We start from the raw sequence: 16,962 nt of genomic DNA, 5'->3' as shown, positions 1-16,962 counted from the left end.
CAAACACTCCCCCGTCTGCCGATTTTTCGTGCACTACAAACGGAGTATGTGCCCTACGCGTAATGCACAGCAGGCAGTGAGCGACGAAGGCACTTGGTGGACGATTCAGTCAGTAGCTGCATCACTCGTGGAGAGATTCGCGGGGTTCGTACAGGGGAATGTGACCGCCACGGTTTCGGACTGCGGCGATGGCGTCCCAGAATTCACCGCCTTTCGGGTATTCGTTCGGCCGGTGGATGATGCGCTCTTCGAGTGCGACGACCTGTATTGCATCGAGGCCGTGCATCCCCTTTCGGTACACCCACCCATCGTCGAGTTGTGCGAGTCTCGTGCCACTGTCCGATTGCTCCCAGGAGGGGTCCAGTGATTTTGAGCCGTCGCTTCGTTCTTCGGTGATAGTCGAGCGAAGTCTGATGTCTGCAGGTCGAATGTGCTGTATCGCGTCGAGGACGTCCTGGATATCGTCCGTCGTGTCCAGTGACTCGATTTCGTCGAGGTTCTTGAGAGGTTCGTGGACGATCTGGTCGGGTGCTTCGTCTGTGACGGTTGCGAACTCGTCGACGAGTTCGTCGAGGAACGCTTGACAGTCGGTCGTCTTCGTCGGCGTTTCGGCGAGGTGCTCACCAGTCATCGCGACGAAGCGGGCAGTGTCGTACACCTCGATTGCTGCCTTGGGGAAGGCCGAATCCTCGGGGAGCGTGGCGTCGATCGATTTCACACCATCGGGCAGTGACCCACGACAGAGGATGTGGACACCGGTCCCGGAGGTCGAAACATCTGTGTAGCTCGCAGCGCTGTCGATGTGTTCTCGAACGGTCGGGTGAATCTCTCCAGTGTCGGCGTCGCGTGCTCTGTCGTAGTCGACGAGCACGTAGGTCTCGTCAGGGAATTCGGTGCGGTCACGGATGGTGAACGCCATCTTGTGACCGTCGTAGTTCTCGACGGCGTCTCTTGCAGTGTCGAACTGCGTCCAGCACGTTGGGTCCTGTGCGTTCACGTACTTATCTAGCCAGTCGCTTGCCCACGGAGCTCGGGGTATTTTCCGGCCGTCGTCAGTTTCTTTCCAGGTAAGCCACTGCGGCTGCTCTCGAAGGTCGTCAGGATAGATGCCGTGTCTGACCGTAAAGGCAGGTTCTGGCATCTCGTCGCCCGGCTCCGCCATACCCTCACTACGGTCGTTCTCGGAGGATACGTTGTCGGTCACCTTCGTGGTCCCCTCGACTTCAGTACTGGGCTGTGGGTCGGGTTCCGGTAACGGAAGCGCCTGCTCCACCTCGGTAGGCTGCGTCGACGTGGCATCGACCTCCTCCGACGACGGAGCGGTGTCAGCACTGTCTTCCGTGGGTGGCGACGGATCAGCACTGAGACGGTGTTCGATAGTTGAAAGCTGGTAGATCGAACCCATCCACCAGTGTTCTCGGCTCTTCACGATGCAGTCACCCGTGCCGAACGCTTTCACGATACCCGAGGGGACAGGGTAGCGGTCTGTCTCGCGGATCGTTGTCGACTGCGAGGACTCAGTGTGCGACTGAGTGCCTCTGTTTCGACGAACCGTCGTCGACCCGACTTCTTGGCGCAGATGGCCTATCTCTGACTGGATGTATTCGGTGGTTTTGGGTTCGCCGCCACTGAAGTAGACGCCCTGCGGGCAGTTGCCGACGATACCGTCTGCGTGCTTGCCGTACTGGGCTTCGAGCTGGCCGATCGTCTGGATACCGAGTAGCGCGCGAGCCTGTGCTGAGCGACCACGAGCGGTCAGCACGTGCAACTGTGAGAGCGGTGGGAGCTGGTCGACCTCGTCGAGGATGAAGTTCACTGGAGTGTCTGATTCCATCGCGAAGCGAATCGACCAGTCGAGTAGCAGTCGGAACATCGGCCCGACAGATGCCATCTCAGTCGCTGCAGAGTCGATAATCAGCACTCGGTCATCCGGGTTCTCGATGTACTCACGAATCGAAAAGCGCCCCGTGGCAGCGAAGTCACCGACGAACACCGGGCTAGCGTTCTCGTGGAGGCTCTGATAGACGTTTACTGCGGACTTACCGGTGTCCGAATCCAGGTGTGCAGCACTCGGGGCGAGGTCGTCGTACTCTTTGAGTCGTGACTGCATCGTCTCTCGGTCGAGCAGGAGGAACTCGACGAGTTCCTCATGACCGAGTGGACTCTCGCCGTCTTCGGACGACGCTTCCCGAGACACGTAGCGTAACGCGGACTCGAACACTTGCTTTGCGGGTCGGTGGAAGGGATCAGAGCCACGTGGCTCACCGAAGACTGCACTTGCGAGTTCGCGAAAATCCCGCTCCTTCTCGACGTCCAGAAACAGGTTCCAGGTGACATCAGAATCGTCGACGGATATCCGGAGCACCTCGAACCCGAGCTCTCGATAGAAATTCTGGAAGTCCTTCCCGAAGTCGTGTGCAATCACGGCCGTGTTTGCGTCGTATGGTAACTGGTACGAGAGGAGTTCGAGAGCGGAGGTCTTCCCGCTGCCCGTCTCTCCGATTGCAAGGGTAGAGACATCCTGCTTGAGGCGGGGGATCGTGGGTGCATCGTCGCTCTTCCTTGTGAGTGCCCGCATCGGCGCGATGAACTCACCCTCGTCCTGCTGAAAGGGGATTCCGGTGATGCCGAAGACAGGGGACGTGTACCGAAGCGTCTGGAGTACCACCGCTGTCCAACTCACGACGAGCACGCCGAGGAGAATCCAGCTAGCAGGAACATCTACAAGCGGCAATCCGAGTCCGTCGACCGGCCCCATAGCGAGGGTCCAGAGGAGAATGAGCGCGCCGATTACGTGTGGAGCGACTACGAGCACAACAGGATCGTAGATACCGGTACTGAGTCCGTTCCACGTCGTGAACAGGGTGAGAACGGCGAACAGCGCGTAAACGTAGCGCCAATGCCAGAGCCGCGTAGAGAGTGGTGCGTCTCGGCCGAGTCGAAGCCAGGGGAACATGACGATACCTATCGCCTTGGCCAAGCCGGATAGTACCTCGTCAGCCAGGTCTTTCGGTGGCTCTGCAGTCTCTTCTGTCTGTGTCACCGCTCTGCCTCCTGGTCAGGCGACCGTTTTCGGTCGTCAGCCTCCGAGTTTGGCCTCTTTGGGGCGTCGGTCTTGCGTTCCAGTGCTTCCACCCATGCTTGCTCTCGTTTACGAGCCGTCGGTTCATGCCTTCGAGCGGAGTGTTTCCCATCTCTGTTTGCACTCCGTTTCACAGCAGACGTTACTTGACGCTGGGCCAGTCGCTGTGGTTCTTTGAAGACCTCGCCAGCCCGTTCACGAAACGACTCGATGTCTTCGCGGTCCATGTAGAGTTGCTGTTCGCGTCCAGTCACCGCAACGTGAGCGTGTGGCGTCTCCTGGCTGTCGTGGACAGCATACACGTAGTGCGTCCGCTTCCGGGCCTCTCGCCACTCACGCATCAGTGAGCGAACGTTCCGATCGACCTCACTGGCAGAATACTCCGCCTTTGGATCGGGGGCGACGATGATGTGTCGCTCCATCCCGTACTGTTCAGAGACGTCGACGAACCGACTGCGTTTGTTCTGGTCGAGTTCCCGTCCGGTGTGATCTTTCACCGGAACTTCTTGATCGTTATCTCGGCTGATGTACCTGAGAAGATCCCCTGCGCCGCCGTACTGGAAATCGGTCTTCGTGATCAGAAGTACCACCCGTCGTCCTCACCGTCAGAAGAGTCTTCGTCGTCAGCTTGTGGTTGCATCTCGTGTTCCGATTTAGAGCTGGCGCTGGCCCCGAGGTGGTTCGCCTCTTCACGGAGTCGACGCCTCCCTGCTTCGACAGCCTGCTGTCTGGCAACCTCTCCGTGGTCTCCTTTGACCAGTTCCCAGGCAGCGACCGAGTAGACTCCAGTCTTCAGAATGGCTTCTTCCAGCCCACCCGTAGCATCTGTCACTTCCTCGGTCGCGTGTGCAACGAGTTCCTCGATTCGACGTTCTACTGCCGTCTCGTGGCTCACTTCGCTCGTGAGGTCGTTCTGGACGTGTGCTTCGAGAACATCAGCGATGTATCCAGACCTGGACTGACCAGACTCGTCTGCCCGTGCCTCGATTTCACGGTACAGGTCCGAATCGAGGTAGACGTTAATTTGGTTATCTCGTCGTGCCATCGCACTCACTGAATCTGGGTGCTTTCATGCATTACCCGAGCCTTTGAGCACTCTTCAGTTTCCAAGACACCAGAATTCATATATTGGAAAATCAATGTGGACTTCATCATTGGAATCTTCCTCGCACAAGTATAAATTCCATACTATTTTTATGTAATAATGGCTCCTGGGAGATAGAGAATTACCTGAACTAAAAGGGCCACCCGTCGACGAGGAACTCTCTACTGTCGACCCGGTGAACTATATCCTTGTCCTTTGAATTTCAGCACAGATGCCGAATCCACTCTTTTCGACGTATACACAGGGCGAAAACCGGGTAACTTCAACGATGATGGCGGTGATGGCCCATATAAACAGTCGGCTTGTGGAAGATATCTTCGAGGGGGCACTCGACGAGTCAGATCTCGCGCTACTGACGTTCGATAATCAGGTCACGGGTCCTGAGTCTGTTCCAGATGCGGCGATCAGGAGTTCGACGTCGCTCTGGTTCGAGACGAAGACCTCAGAGAACGTTGTCGATGCAAGTCAGTTGCGAGGCCATCTCTCACGGCTCGATGAAGAGGAGTCGAGCAGTCAGCGATTGATCGTCCTCACACCGGACCACACCAGGCCGTCCCCCGTCGACAACCTTGACGATGAGCGCGTTGTCTGGACGAATTTCGACGCCATCGTCGACAGCGTCGAGGAAGTTCTTGACCGGGATATGGGTGCTGAACACTCAGTTGCAGTTCCCACAGAACGCGAAGCATTCCTGTTACGCGAATTCGTACGCTTCCTCTACGACGAATCCTTGACCACCGGTGAAGAGAACAGGGTGCTCGTAGTCGCAGCACGTCGCGCCTGGGACGAGTTTCAGCAGTACGGCCACTACTTCTGCCAGCCGAATCGCTCCTTCAAGCCTGTCGGCCATCTCGCGTTCTACCGGAAGAATGAGATTAAGACAACTGTACCCCGAGTGACTGGGTCCGTTGAGAGCATCGCGCTCACAGTCGACGCCGTCGAGGGCGCTGACGAGTTGAGCGAGTCCCAGCGATCGAGTCTCAGGACTGCCGTCGAGCAGATGGAACAAGACGATCACGAGCGAATTGGACGTGAAGAGAAGGTTCTCTTCCTTGACGAAGAACAGGGCTTCACACTGGATGAGGCGGTCACCAATGACAAGACTGCTGACGACTCTGACCGTAGAATCGCTTTTGTGTTCGGTCACCGGTACGTGTCTAAGTCAAAACTACAGGACAATCCCTCTCGTACCTCCGAACTTGAAGACTGAGTTAGCTGGTTCGTCAGAAATTGACGGCTGTCTTTGACGAGAACTCGTCGTAATCCATATTGAAGAAGGCACTATGGGCTTGGGAACTCTAGAACCTCTTGGAGAAACTCAATTGGTGATTCGAACTCGTGGCTGCAGCGATTATTCACCGGTTGATTGATGTACCTGACTTCCCCACCTTCATATTCTGCATTCGGTAGAAACACGTCCTTTCGGCCGACGCACATTCGAAATTTCACACCTGTGTGGTGAACGAGGGTGCATGCTTGCTCTAGCTTTTCTTTAAGGTGCCGCGGCATTTGCGTCTTGTCCGTGTAAATGATTGCACCTGACTGTGCTTGCTGCAACTGATACCCCAAGTGTGTATCCGACGAGCCCTTAGCGTGATCTGCATCTATATCAAACTCAATTGGGTTTTGAATCGATGGAAGGCAGATTACTACTTCCAGCCCACTTCGGAGCTTTCTAGCCGTGAATCCATATATCATGTCTTCGTCCTCGCCGAACCCCGTGCAGTTACTCGTCATTATCAGAACCTCAGGAAGTAAGCCGAATCTTCGTCGAGACGGGCGCTGAGTTTGGACTGTCGACCCATCTCATCGATTTCCTCTTCCGCGGGAACCTTTCTGACGAGCCACTTCTCGATTTCATTTAAGAGCCCGTTGCTCAGCACCTCTGACTGCGGTCGGTCGAAGATTGTCCGATTGAGTTGGAGATTAGCCTGACATCCATCGAAGTCAGGGGACAGGAAGATAGACTCAATCGCCTCTTGGTCAATCTCGTCAAACACGTCGTCGAACTCAGATAAAATATACTGAGGAAGTTCTTCGCCATCGTTACCTTCCACGTTTTTCATCCGTGCGTAGGAGACGTTGGATTTGAGTTCTGCGAGGCGTGCTGCATCGACCTGATACTCTTCGGAAAATTGGGAAACCTGTTCTAAGGTCACACACAGCTCATCAATGATTCTGGAAACTGTTTGTGGGAACGTATAGCCCAGCTGCTCCTCAATCAACTCCGCGATGATCTCCTCACTAGCTTCGCGTACATCATCATCTTCACTACGCAGGCGCTCAACACTGACTGATCCAATGAACGTCTGCCAAACAGGCTTTGAATCATCATCGACCCCACTTGCCCAAAGCTGTTCATTCAGCACTTGGGCGTTTCTCGTGAGTCGATAAAGAGAGGCTAATACCTCCTCCGGTTGACTCTCTACGGTATCCCAAAAGAGGTCAACCACACCTTGTCCACCCTCAATTTGTTCGAAGGTGTGAACTTGGTACTCATCAGCGTCAGAGGAATCTGTGGGACGGTCAGTTCCATAGAGGAGAAGTTGTGTGCTGACGCCAGTAACGTCTGCAACCAGCATTGTCAGGAGGTGGGCAGTCGTGTATGTGACAATCTCATCGGGGTCTGTTGTGGTGAGGTCCTTGTGAGCCGGTATTTGATTGAGGTCTAAATGGATGTTTCCTTCATCATCGCTGAGACGCTCAATCAGTGAGTCAATACACAGCGTCACTCCTCGTGTGTTGAGCGAATAGCCTACGCGCTTGTCTCCACGATGAATGGTCTTTTCGATTGGCTGAGCGTCGTAATCAGGGAAGAGGCGACCACCTGCTTTTTTTGCAGGTGTAATGTTCAGGTCGACCGCTTCGATCCAAGCTTGGGCGTTGATTGAGCGGAGATCAAGGAGTTCTCCCGATTTATTTCTACTCTCGAAGGTTTCCTCAGGCTCATTAACTCTGGTTGCGATTTGAGGAGTAGAGTACACCTGACCATACTCCCTACTCGAGTACTGTTCTAACTCAACCTCGCTCGGGGAAAGAAGCTGATAAGTGGCACCATCATAGGGAACAAGCTTGTGACCACGTTCGTAAGACACGTCTTCAACACGTTTCAGTGGCACTCGATTGGGGACGACGACTCCATTGTGTACCTCTCCCAGTTGGGAAAATTCCATTTCGAGTTCGTCATCTTCCCTTCGAATAACCTCTGGCTGGAACACGTACATCGCAGCTGGGTCTCCACGTTCACTTTGACCCGCCGCGTATTCTGTGCGGAAGGGGAGGTATTGGCTGAGGAGCTTGTCAATGGATTCTTCTGAACTTTTCCCGTTCGGTTCGACTAAGTCAAAGTACCAACCGGTATCAGCGAAGTAGTTCGGAGGGACATACCAAATCTGTCCCATAACTGGATCAGGCTCATCGTTGCCTTGTTCTACACGGAGCGCTTTTTCGAAGTAGTATGCTCCTCGGAGGAGGGATTTTACAGCATACAAGCTACCCCATCTGTAGTTAATCTGTTTATAATCAGAAATTGCTTCTAACGATCGCCGGAGATAGTACGAAACCCGTCGGCCCAGGTTTTTCCGCTGAATCTCCCCACTAATAACTCCTTCAGCTAGCTCGTCTATCCTAGTGGTATACTCAATAAATTCTGTTGCGTTTTGTGTGCTTCCTTTGGCACTACGTGAGAGTTTACGGATATCACCCAGTAGCCCAAATCTGTTGTTTATCTCTGTTTGGAGAGAATTTCCTGCTTCCTGGACGTCATTGAGATCGATTGCGAACAAGCTTTTCTTGAACTCTTCGAGATCGTGGACAAGATTTCCTTTCCCGTTCTCACGTGCCAAGTTAATGAAGTCTGAAATGTTTTCAACTAGCTTCTCTCGGAATTCTTTTAGCATGCTTCTGGCTGCATCTTCTTGCAGGAAGATCTCCTCAGCGTCTTTATCTAAAATATCTGAAAACCGCTCGGTGAATTTTTCAACAGACTTATCATAATCATCCAGTTTGCGAAAAACTCCACCCAATCTCTGGTCTAAGAGGTGGCTTGAAGGAATGTCTAAATCGAGTAACCGGTCAAACTGGACTTGTGGGGATTGTAAGAAGCTATTGTACTCATTCCAGCCAACAGATTCGAAGAAACGCCGAAGAACAACTCCTTCAGATTCATCATCAGACCAGTTTTCCGTTTCTGCCAGGGCTTCGTAATATTTGTAGAATAGGTTGTGGAGTTCATTGACAACGTAATTGTTGGTTCGAAGAGGCGTAGAGATGTCCTTATCAACGAAACCGTCGGCTCTGTAGTAGAAGTTCGTGTCTCCGCTATAGCTTGATAATAGATTGAACATGTGGGCGTCACCATTCTTCCGAGCAGCGCGACCAGCACGTTGCTTGAGAGCTGCCACACTCCCGGGCTCGCGATAATTGATAATGTACTCAAGTGACTCGATGTCCACACCAACTTCGAGATACTTTGTTCCGAGAGTTAAGTCGTGGTTTCGAATCTGGTCAATTGAGGTTGATGACCCTGAGTACACCGATAATGGGTTGTCCAGTGGGCTATCTATCTGTGGGATGTGTTCGGTGTCTTCTGCAAGTGTCGCCCAGTCTCCCGGTTCACCGTGACCGAAGTGGTACTCATATAGCTTATTGGTACGATCTGCATCAACAAACTTTGTATCGAGATTACGGAGAAGACTTTTGCTATCGATGAACGAAAGCATCGCAGACCGTCCCTCTCCCGTACCAGCATCTGGATCATCTTCGAGCATTGAATGGCCCACCATCATTGCATGTTGGATAAATTGTGAAGAAACGTCCGGACTATCATCTTCCTTGGGTGTAAGCATGAAATAGTAGTGCTGCTTGTCGTCGTTCTTGGAATCTATGTCGGAATCAGACGGTGTGATAACTTGGAGGTCTTCGGTAGAGTATTCGTGAGAAATAGCTGCTGGAACTCCCGTATCGGCTGAAAGTCCAAAGAGATCTCGACCAAATCGGCCAGGATTTTCGACTGTGGCACTAGACCCGATGTAGAGTGCTGGTGAAGTGTCGTCCGTTGCCTCCCTGTTCCGGACTCGTTTGATGTTTCGAATTACATTTGATGCATGGGTCCCCCGTAGTCCACTATATTGGTGAATTTCATCGAATACGAAATAATTCGCAGTGTTGATTAGGTCATAGTGCGGCTTCATCGCTATGTTTTCGAGCGACTCAAGCGTCGTCAGGAGCAGATTTGGCTGTCGATCAATTATCTCCCGCCTTCCGATGTAAAATTTTCTCGAGTCAAAGAGCTTTTCCCCAGCACTGTTCTCCAGAGTATACGAAGCCTTCTTGTCAGTATTTATGTATATATTCGAGTCGTTCGATTCCTCCCAATATGTCGCCCCAGTGAAAATAGTCTTTCCGTTCTCTTTGGCTGCTGTCGACTTTCTTGTATTTGTAACACCTTGCGAACTCGATGGCTGATTCCCATGCCAAATCCCAAATGTTGGAATGTCTTTGCCAGAATCCTCAATATTAGAGAACAGCTCCATTACCCGGGTGAGCTGGTCGTGGAGGAGTGCCCGTGTCGGATACACGAATATGGCTGCATCGTTGTTGCTATCAACATCTGCACCAACAGACGTGCCTAGACTGGAGAGTAGCTGCTCAAATACATAGCCATAAAAGCAGGCTGTCTTCCCAAACCCAGTGGGTGCGGATATGACGAGACCTTGGTCGCGACCGGTGTCAATTATTCGTCTATCGAGTTGCGCTAACTCGTCCCAGCTCTCGAGTTGGAATTCGAGGGCGGTATCTTCGTACCCCAGTAATGTGAGGATTGATTTGTAATCAATCTCGTACTCACCGGAGATTTCGTCAATGCCGCGGTAATCGGGTCTGGGTTTATCCTTCTGAGCATACTTGATAGACCCTGTCGTGTATCTGGCATCCTCTTGCTCCTCACTGGGATAGTCGAAAAGCTGCTGATTGTAGACTGACGCACGGAGAATGGCCTTGATATCGTCTTTCACATCAAGATTTCCAAAGTCAGAGAACCGGTCAATATGCCTCATTGACAATTGAGTTTTTCTTTGTATAACAAATAACTACTGGCAATTACGACACTGCCCAAGAAACCAGTTTGCTAAACTACCATCTACACTTCGGGCTAATTCGATTCTAACTTCTCGAGATCAACGTGGGCGTCCAGTATTGCCTTATCCCTGTCCAGATCGTTGTATCTACTATATGGAACCCCAATTTCCATCGCTTCCTGGAGTGTAGAGCACACTCCTGGGTAAATAACAAAGTCTAAAATCTCATCTGTATACTTGAACGGACTGATACGAGGGCTGAGAGGCCCCTTGTAGACCAATTTTAACTGAAGCCGAAAAACCACTTTTTCCGGGTACTCCTCCCCCAAAATCTCATTCAGACTTTCCTGTCCATCTGACTTCCGAACATGCAGATGAATAAGATAGCCAATATCAGTCTTTCCGCCCGGGATTGTTGCCTTAGCATTGTCTTTCCAGTTTGAATGATACACATCTTCCCGAAAAACGTCCAATGGCAAACACCGAGGAAAATCCAACCGGAAAGGCCCTGAATTGAGAAACGGTAAATTCTCTGCCGAGGTATCTTCACCGCCTGATTCAAGATCATCACCCCTGTAGAGCGGCGTAACCTTGGAGTGTATCTGGACCCCTTTTGCAGTTCCGCTCCCCAGATTCGAAACTTCGAACAGCACTTCGTCAGGCTCGATATCTGATTCTGTGCGGGTTGCCTTTCGTTCCTCGACGACAGAAAGGTGGTGAGCGACACGAGGGACGTCCAAGTCAGGCTGATATTCTTTCTTTTGGATTCGATATTGGAAATAGACTAGAATCAGCAAAAGTGCAGAAGTTAATGGTGCAAGGATGTTTGTAAAAAACCCTTCGGGCAATCCAAGTACGTTAATATCCACGCTACTATTTGTCCTGACTCTCATAATAATTAATCTACCGAACTAATAGGTTGCTGTCGCATAGCACTGCACAACAGCGTTGTCGTGGGCAAGTCATTACACGTGGACCTATAGATGAATCAGATCAGTCGCCCGTTCAATTAGAAAATTGAGGCAGTTACCCCGCTATCTGACATCAGCCACTCGCGACCCATTGTTCTCGTCAGAGAACTCTTCACTTACCCCTAAAATCAACTCATTCGTCCGCTCGGCAGGGTCGAAGTCGATAACGGCTTTCTCCTTGGGCATCGCCTGCACGCGGATGCCTCGCCATTCGCCGTCGACGCCGACGAGGGCTTCCGAGTAGCCAGTGTCCTCGTTCCCAGGGACGGCGTCTTGCACGTAGCGCATCTGGGCGTAGTTCAGGCCGAACTCGTCGGCCCACTCTTCGTCCATACCATCGAGGCGGTGGAACTGCTTGACGGCACACTGGTCGAGGATGGCCTCAGACTCTGCGTGTTCGAAGAACTCGTCGACGGTCTGGGTCACGAGACGAATCGAGAGGTCGTGGTGGCGGTGGTGCCGGAACACGGTTTCGAGGAAGGACAGACTCGCGGCGTCCTGCATGATGTAGCGGGCCTCGTCGATGACGAACACGACCTCCTTCTCGGTCTCTTTGGCGCGTTCGTACACTAGCGAAATGAGCAACTGCATCGTCAGCGCAGTGCTGCTGTCGACGCTACCCTCTTGCTGAGCGAGGTCAAGGTAGATGACTTTCTCGTCGCGGATGTTGAACTCGGACGGCTTGCCGAGATTGGCGTAGCGACCTTCCTCCTCGAACGGGCGGAGCTGGTCGAGTAACCATGCCGCGTCGTCGTGGAGCTTTCCAGCCTCTTCGTCAGACCGAACGACGAACTCCTCAGGGGTCTCGACCATCCGCTCGAAGACGTCCATGATGTCTCGTACAGTCGGACTCGGATTCCCGTGGGTGGTGATGTCGTCGGTGATGCCGTTACGCTTGTAGGCGTGTCTGAGACCGAGTTCGAGCGTCGTCCGGCGGTCACCCAGTGTGATACCGCGCAGCGCGAAGAAGTTCGTCAGGAAGCTCATCGCGTCGTCGAGCTTCTCGTTGAACGGGCTCGCGTCCTCGCCCATCGCTCGTTGGACGTGCTCCGGCGTCTGGCGGATCTCCAGTGGGTTCAGCCCGAGCGTTCCGCCGACGGTGATACGCTTCGCGTCGAGTGCCTCGGAGACACCGGCCCAGTTGTTCAGCGGTTCGAGGACGATGCCGATGCGGTCCGAACTCTGCTCGATAGAGCGGATGAAGTTCTGCTTCGAGCCGAACGACTTTCCGGAGCCGGTGTCGCCGACGGTGAACATCGCGTAGCCGTTGTCTCGCGAGAACGGGTCGATGACGACTGGACTCTGGTTGTCCTTGTGGATGCCGAACTCGACACCTCCCGGTTCGAGGATCGTCGCGTTGTGTGGCGACGCGAGGAGCGCGCCGACGGCCCCACCAAGCGCTATTGACTCGCGGCCGAAGGCGTTCTCTCCGATGGGTGCTGCGGACTTCAGGGCGAGGTCCTGCCGACAGATGGCCGTCTTGGGCGTGAGGTTCGCCGGGTCGTCACGGAGCGCGGTTTTCACTTTGCGTACGGCGTCCGTGAGCGCGTCTTTGTCGTCGGCACGAACGGTGACGAACAGCCCGAGGCCGAACACACGGGCACCGCTCTCGACCGCTGTGTACGTTGCTGCGGCTTCGTTGGCACGCTCTTGCAGGTAGGCGCTGCGGACACTCTGTTCGAGATCGGCGTCCACCTGGAGGTTGTCAGCGATATCCTGCAGTTCGGTGCGAGCTCGCTCCTGATTCTTCGGCGTGAGGTGAGCGGTCAGGTCGAACTGGACGTCGGTGAGTTCGAAGAGGTCGCTCAGGAAACCGTCGCTCGGGTAGTCAGCGTAGTCGGCGATGTAGAGCGTCGTCGTCCACTGCTCGCCGACGCGCGCGGCACGGGTCTCCCACTCGATGGCGTCCGGTGCGGTCACCGTCTTGTGTGACTCTGCGATGTCGTCGAGGACTTCGAACTCGACTGCGCCTGCAGCCAGGGTTTCCTCGTCGAGGACGTCGTCGAAATCGACTTCCTCCTCGGCCTGCTGTGCGGTTCGACGGCGGGCCAAGAACACTTTCCCAGCGAGACCGAGCACCGCGACGATGAAGACGTAGAGTGCAGTTCCTTCGGTACTCGCCGGATCCAGCAGCCACTCAGTGAGCTGTGAAACGGAGACTGTCTCTGACTGCAGGACCACGCTACTCATCGTGGCTGTCCTCCCGTCGGCTGTGGCCGATGATGGGCTGTTCTCGAACGACGCTGGAGGCGTCGGCGTAGTCGTGCTCCTCGCCGTTCCAGAAGTCCATGTTCAACACGAACAGTTCGACCGTGCTGAGTCGACGTGCGGACCAGCCAGACGCCTGCTGGACGAAACCCGACTGTACCGTGTGAATTCGGTCGTCGAGTTTCTCGAACTGCTGTGCGCGCTGCTCTGCCTCGCTGAAGTCCTCGCGGCGGGTGACGAACGGGTTGAACAGGAAGCCGACGATGGGGAACTGGGTCAGCTTCTCCGCTGGCGTTCCCTCGTCGCGGGTCCGGTTGTACACCTCGATGGGGCTGACTTCAACGCCGAGGTAGAACTTGACCTGCTGCGTCCCCCGATCGCGCATCTCCCTGGGTCGGGTCTCGCGGTACTCTTCGAGGAGTTCGCGGAAGACCGCGTTCCGAGAGACGTCCTCGTCGGTAAGTCGGTCCTCGATGTTCTCGACGATTCGTCCGACGGGGAACGAGCGGGTCGTGGCGTGGAACTTCAGCTTGGCGTCGAGTTCTTTGTTGGCGAACTCGGTCGCCACTTCCTGTATCTGTGCCCAGTCGCTGGACATCGCGAAGTCCATGTTCCCGGGCCTGACCTCGATGAACGCCTCCACCGTACCGTCGGCGCGCTGGATGGCACCTGCGCCCGGCCACGCTCGTCCGACGTTCGTCAGGTCCTGTGTGCGCTCGTCAGGTTTGAACGGCGTGTAGTTCGCGAGTCCGCCCTCGTTGCGGACAGACTCCGATTCGGTGCTCGTTTCCTCAGCTGGCGCGCTGAACGTTCGTCGAGGTCGCTTCGCGTACCGGTAGACGTCTTTCGCCCACGTCCAGGCGTTCAGGTGACTCGGCGTGACGTAGATGACGGCGACGCCGAAGCCGAGGCCAGCGGTCACCAGCGGAAGTGCGAGTGAGTCGATGCCGGTGAGGCCGGCGATGAAAAGGCCGATGATCGGGAAGGCGACGAGGACGCCGACGTCTCCTTCCTCGACGTTGAGGTACGGGATGCGACTTTCCTCACCGAATTCATCCATGATGCGTCGTGCTGCTGCGTCGTGATCAAGTGGCATTGGTGGTCAGTACGCCCCAGGGTCGTTCTCGGTTCGGCGGTACGACGGCTTCGAGCCCTCCCCGTCGCCGTCCTGAATATGGTCAGCTGCTCGCTGTGCGACTGCGTGACCAGCGGCTGCTTTCGGTCCCCACCGTGCCGCGGTTGTCGCGACGCCTGCGCCGCCGACATACGTCCCGGCGGCGACCGCGCCGACAGTGACGACGCCCTTGGTCGTCGTGCTGAGAATTTTGGCGCTCATCGGCGTCGCGTACTGGAACGTCTTCCACGTCACGTAGAGCGCGACGAGCGGGAGCGACACTGCGACGAGGTATTTGAGGAAGTCAGTGGCAGGGTGGAATCCGCTATCGCTATACAGCAGGTCGTATCCTTTGAAGACCATCGCAGCTGGAAGTGGCAGGACCGCTAGCGGGACGAATCGCTTGCAGAACCCCATCGCGATATCGGAGAGAACAGGCAGATTCCCGTACGCGAGAGCGAACGCAATCGGCATCGCGTACAGATAGACGTAGAGCAGGACCGTCCGAATGTACAGCATCGCTTCGAGTGCCCACATCGAGAGTCCACCAATTCCTGCGAAAAGGAGGGTCAGAACGGGATTGACCAGTGTAACACCGATGAATTGTAACATCGCATCCCGAAGAGACGACAATTCTGGCATCAAAGCAAGCGTGAAGCCGTCTACAAGGTACAGAGTCAACACACCAAGCCAGTACCACACAACGATGAGGAAGACACCGACCCAAGCGGTCTTCTTCGTCTTCTGTGCCTCGTAGGCACTTCCGACATTGAATATCCGAATCGTATGCCGACCTTGAACACTCATCAGGAGAATGAGTAGCGATACGAGCATGATTTCGCCCCCGACCAGCGCGTCCTGGATTGCTGGCCAGGGAGCGTTCGATGGCTGTCCAAAGATGAACGAGCCATCGGTCTGAGGGGTGGGCGTGCCAAACATCGTCTCAGCGAGACTTTTGTAACCCTTCGTGAGACCCTGTTTGAACAGACCACTGAACCAGCCAACGAAGTCCTTCAACCCTTCTAAGACAACATCAATCAAATCGACCATCGTCAGACCTCGGTAAACGTGATTTCACAGTCACGCATCTTTTCGGAACCAGTGTACTCGACGCCAAATTGGCTCGTGATAGCCTGGCCGGTCACCTTGCTTTCGACGGCTACCGTGACGCGCCCAGTGTTCCCGGCGATCGAGCAACCCATCCCCTCCTCACTAAGATTCGGACCGAAGGGGAAGGTACCAGAGTAGGCATCGACAGTTTCTCCAGGACCAATCTTTACGGACTCTTTCTCGTGCATACCGCTCCCGTTCGGGTCTTCGATGGGGTTAGGAACGTCTCCGGAGAAACTGAGTTCGACCACAGCTTCCGGTCCAGTTCCAGTGTTTTCAACAGTAACGAACGCTTCGCCGTTCTTCAGGGCATCAGTCTCACTCTCACCGTAGACCTCGTCCCAGGGCTTCTCGGGCGTGTTACGGAACACGCCCATGTCCCGGATCTCCAGCTCAGGCCGAATTTCGAGACTCGTCTCGACGACGGTTTCCTCGCCCTGCAGCGCGAGCAGTCGATATTCGCCGGGGTCATATGAGGTTCCGAGTTCGAAGGTTACCTGCTGGACTCCGGCAGGCACGTCGCGGCGGCCGAAGAGTTCGCCGCTGGGCCAGATGAGGTTGACCCAGTCGACTTCAGCGTCGGCCGTGAGTTCGACGACGAGCGTTGTTCCGTCGACGGCGACACGTTCCAGCGTGTCCTGCCCGGGTGGAGTCGCGTCGCCGTCGGCTGGGGTTCGCGTTGTGGCTTCGCTGTCGTCGCCAGCGCAGCCAGCGATTGCGCCACAGGAAAGCCCAGCGGCTGTTCTGAGTACGGTACGTCTGTCGAGTCGTGAGTTGTTGTGCATGATTACGGTCTCTCGAATGTCTCTGGTGTGAATAGCCGCAGGACTCGTCTACCTGCGAAAAACGCGACGAAGAAGGGGATGAACTGCCAGCCGACCTCGACGACGAGGGCGAACCAACCATCGATAGTGCTGAGGGGGTGCCAGCGGACAGTCGCCACGTCGCGAACGTAGGCTGGGTCGTGGCCAAGCCATGTTCCGGGGTGATACTCAGCGGTGTAGGCACCGGGCTGGTCCAACGTGACGATAGCGACGCCGGAGAAGTTCGTCTCGACTCGCCGGTTGCCAATAGTGATGTAGCCATCGCGAGTGCGACCGCCGATGGGTTTGCGACGGGGGTCCTCTCGAAGGACGATTGGTGCACCCGTCTCGTTGTCCCGTAGCTCGATTCGGGCAACGAGGTGGTTTTCAGTCTCCTCGATAACGTCGATAGTGAGGTTGCTCTCGCGTATCTGTCGCTCCGAACCTGCAGGAGGTTCGACGATAGTGGCGTTCACGCCGCGGACGATACCG

The 16,962-nt window shown here is 54.9% G+C and carries 10 protein-coding genes and 1 pseudogene; 1 reads left to right on the top strand and 10 read right to left on the bottom strand.

The window, feature by feature from the left end; all coding sequences use genetic code 11:
• Positions 1-121: 121 nt before the first annotated feature.
• The 3 genes from ACSC1P_RS21690 to ACSC1P_RS21680 are packed head-to-tail and all read right to left on the bottom strand — an operon-like array spanning position 122 to position 4,127.
• Positions 122-3,043, bottom strand: coding sequence for a type IV secretion system DNA-binding domain-containing protein (locus ACSC1P_RS21690; protein ID WP_435362311.1), 2,922 nt, complete (start codon positions 3,041-3,043; stop codon positions 122-124).
• Positions 3,040-3,672: a hypothetical protein gene (locus ACSC1P_RS21685; RefSeq protein WP_435362310.1), complete on the bottom strand. Its 633-nt coding sequence runs from the start codon at positions 3,670-3,672 to the stop codon at positions 3,040-3,042. The genes ACSC1P_RS21690 and ACSC1P_RS21685 overlap by 4 nt, the downstream gene beginning before the upstream one ends.
• On the bottom strand, positions 3,660-4,127 hold the full coding sequence (locus ACSC1P_RS21680; protein ID WP_435362309.1) for a ribbon-helix-helix protein, CopG family: 468 nt from the start codon (positions 4,125-4,127) through the stop codon (positions 3,660-3,662). Before ACSC1P_RS21680 ends, ACSC1P_RS21685 begins: the two co-directional genes overlap by 13 nt.
• Before the next feature lie 271 nt (positions 4,128-4,398).
• Between ACSC1P_RS21680 and ACSC1P_RS21675 the strand changes: the two genes are divergently transcribed.
• Positions 4,399-5,397, top strand: a complete 999-nt coding sequence (locus ACSC1P_RS21675) for a hypothetical protein (RefSeq protein ID WP_435362308.1) — start codon at positions 4,399-4,401, stop codon at positions 5,395-5,397.
• 529 nt (positions 5,398-5,926) lie between these two features.
• Here ACSC1P_RS21675 and ACSC1P_RS21670 read toward each other — a convergent pair.
• From ACSC1P_RS21670 to ACSC1P_RS21640, 7 genes and pseudogenes are all read right to left on the bottom strand, one after another.
• On the bottom strand, positions 5,927-10,243 hold the full coding sequence (locus tag ACSC1P_RS21670; RefSeq protein ID WP_435362307.1) for a DEAD/DEAH box helicase: 4,317 nt from the start codon (positions 10,241-10,243) through the stop codon (positions 5,927-5,929).
• 95 nt (positions 10,244-10,338) lie between these two features.
• A complete protein-coding gene (locus ACSC1P_RS21665; protein ID WP_435362306.1) occupies positions 10,339-11,133 on the bottom strand; it encodes a hypothetical protein in 795 nt (264 codons plus the stop codon).
• A 201-nt stretch (positions 11,134-11,334) separates the two neighbouring features.
• A pseudogene (locus ACSC1P_RS21660) lies at positions 11,335-13,425 on the bottom strand (VirB4 family type IV secretion system protein); the annotation flags it as partial.
• Positions 13,418-14,539 carry a TraC-like domain-containing protein gene (locus ACSC1P_RS21655; protein WP_435362305.1) on the bottom strand — a complete coding sequence of 374 codons (1,122 nt, stop codon included), beginning with the start codon at positions 14,537-14,539 and terminating at the stop codon, positions 13,418-13,420. The pseudogene ACSC1P_RS21660 and the gene ACSC1P_RS21655, both read right to left, overlap by 8 nt.
• 6 nt (positions 14,540-14,545) lie before the next feature.
• Positions 14,546-15,607 (bottom strand): TrbL/VirB6 family protein, encoded by a 1,062-nt coding sequence (locus tag ACSC1P_RS21650; RefSeq protein ID WP_435362304.1) that lies wholly within the window; start codon positions 15,605-15,607, stop codon positions 14,546-14,548.
• A gap of 2 nt (positions 15,608-15,609) precedes the next feature.
• Positions 15,610-16,455 (bottom strand): hypothetical protein, encoded by an 846-nt coding sequence (locus ACSC1P_RS21645; protein WP_435362382.1) that lies wholly within the window; start codon positions 16,453-16,455, stop codon positions 15,610-15,612.
• A partial coding sequence (locus ACSC1P_RS21640; protein ID WP_492764738.1) for a DUF8186 domain-containing protein occupies positions 16,455-16,962 on the bottom strand: 508 nt, incomplete at its 5' end. The genes ACSC1P_RS21640 and ACSC1P_RS21645, both read right to left, overlap by 1 nt.

The sequence above is a fragment of the Haloarchaeobius caseinilyticus genome (genome assembly GCF_051207395.1).
Taxonomy (GTDB): domain Archaea; phylum Halobacteriota; class Halobacteria; order Halobacteriales; family Natrialbaceae; genus Haloarchaeobius.
This window is presented reverse-complemented; position numbering and strand designations above follow the sequence as displayed.

Bases quoted from the DNA above. Each gene is read 5' to 3' on its own strand.
- ACSC1P_RS21680 (WP_435362309.1), bottom strand. From the start codon at position 4,127: ATGGCACGACGAGATAACCAAATTAACGTCTACCTCGATTCGGACCTG.
- ACSC1P_RS21675 (WP_435362308.1), top strand. From the start codon at position 4,399: ATGCCGAATCCACTCTTTTCGACGTATACACAGGGCGAAAACCGGGTA.
- ACSC1P_RS21670 (WP_435362307.1), bottom strand. From the start codon at position 10,243: ATGAGGCATATTGACCGGTTCTCTGACTTTGGAAATCTTGATGTGAAA.
- ACSC1P_RS21655 (WP_435362305.1), bottom strand. From the start codon at position 14,539: ATGCCACTTGATCACGACGCAGCAGCACGACGCATCATGGATGAATTC.
- ACSC1P_RS21650 (WP_435362304.1), bottom strand. From the start codon at position 15,607: ATGGTCGATTTGATTGATGTTGTCTTAGAAGGGTTGAAGGACTTCGTT.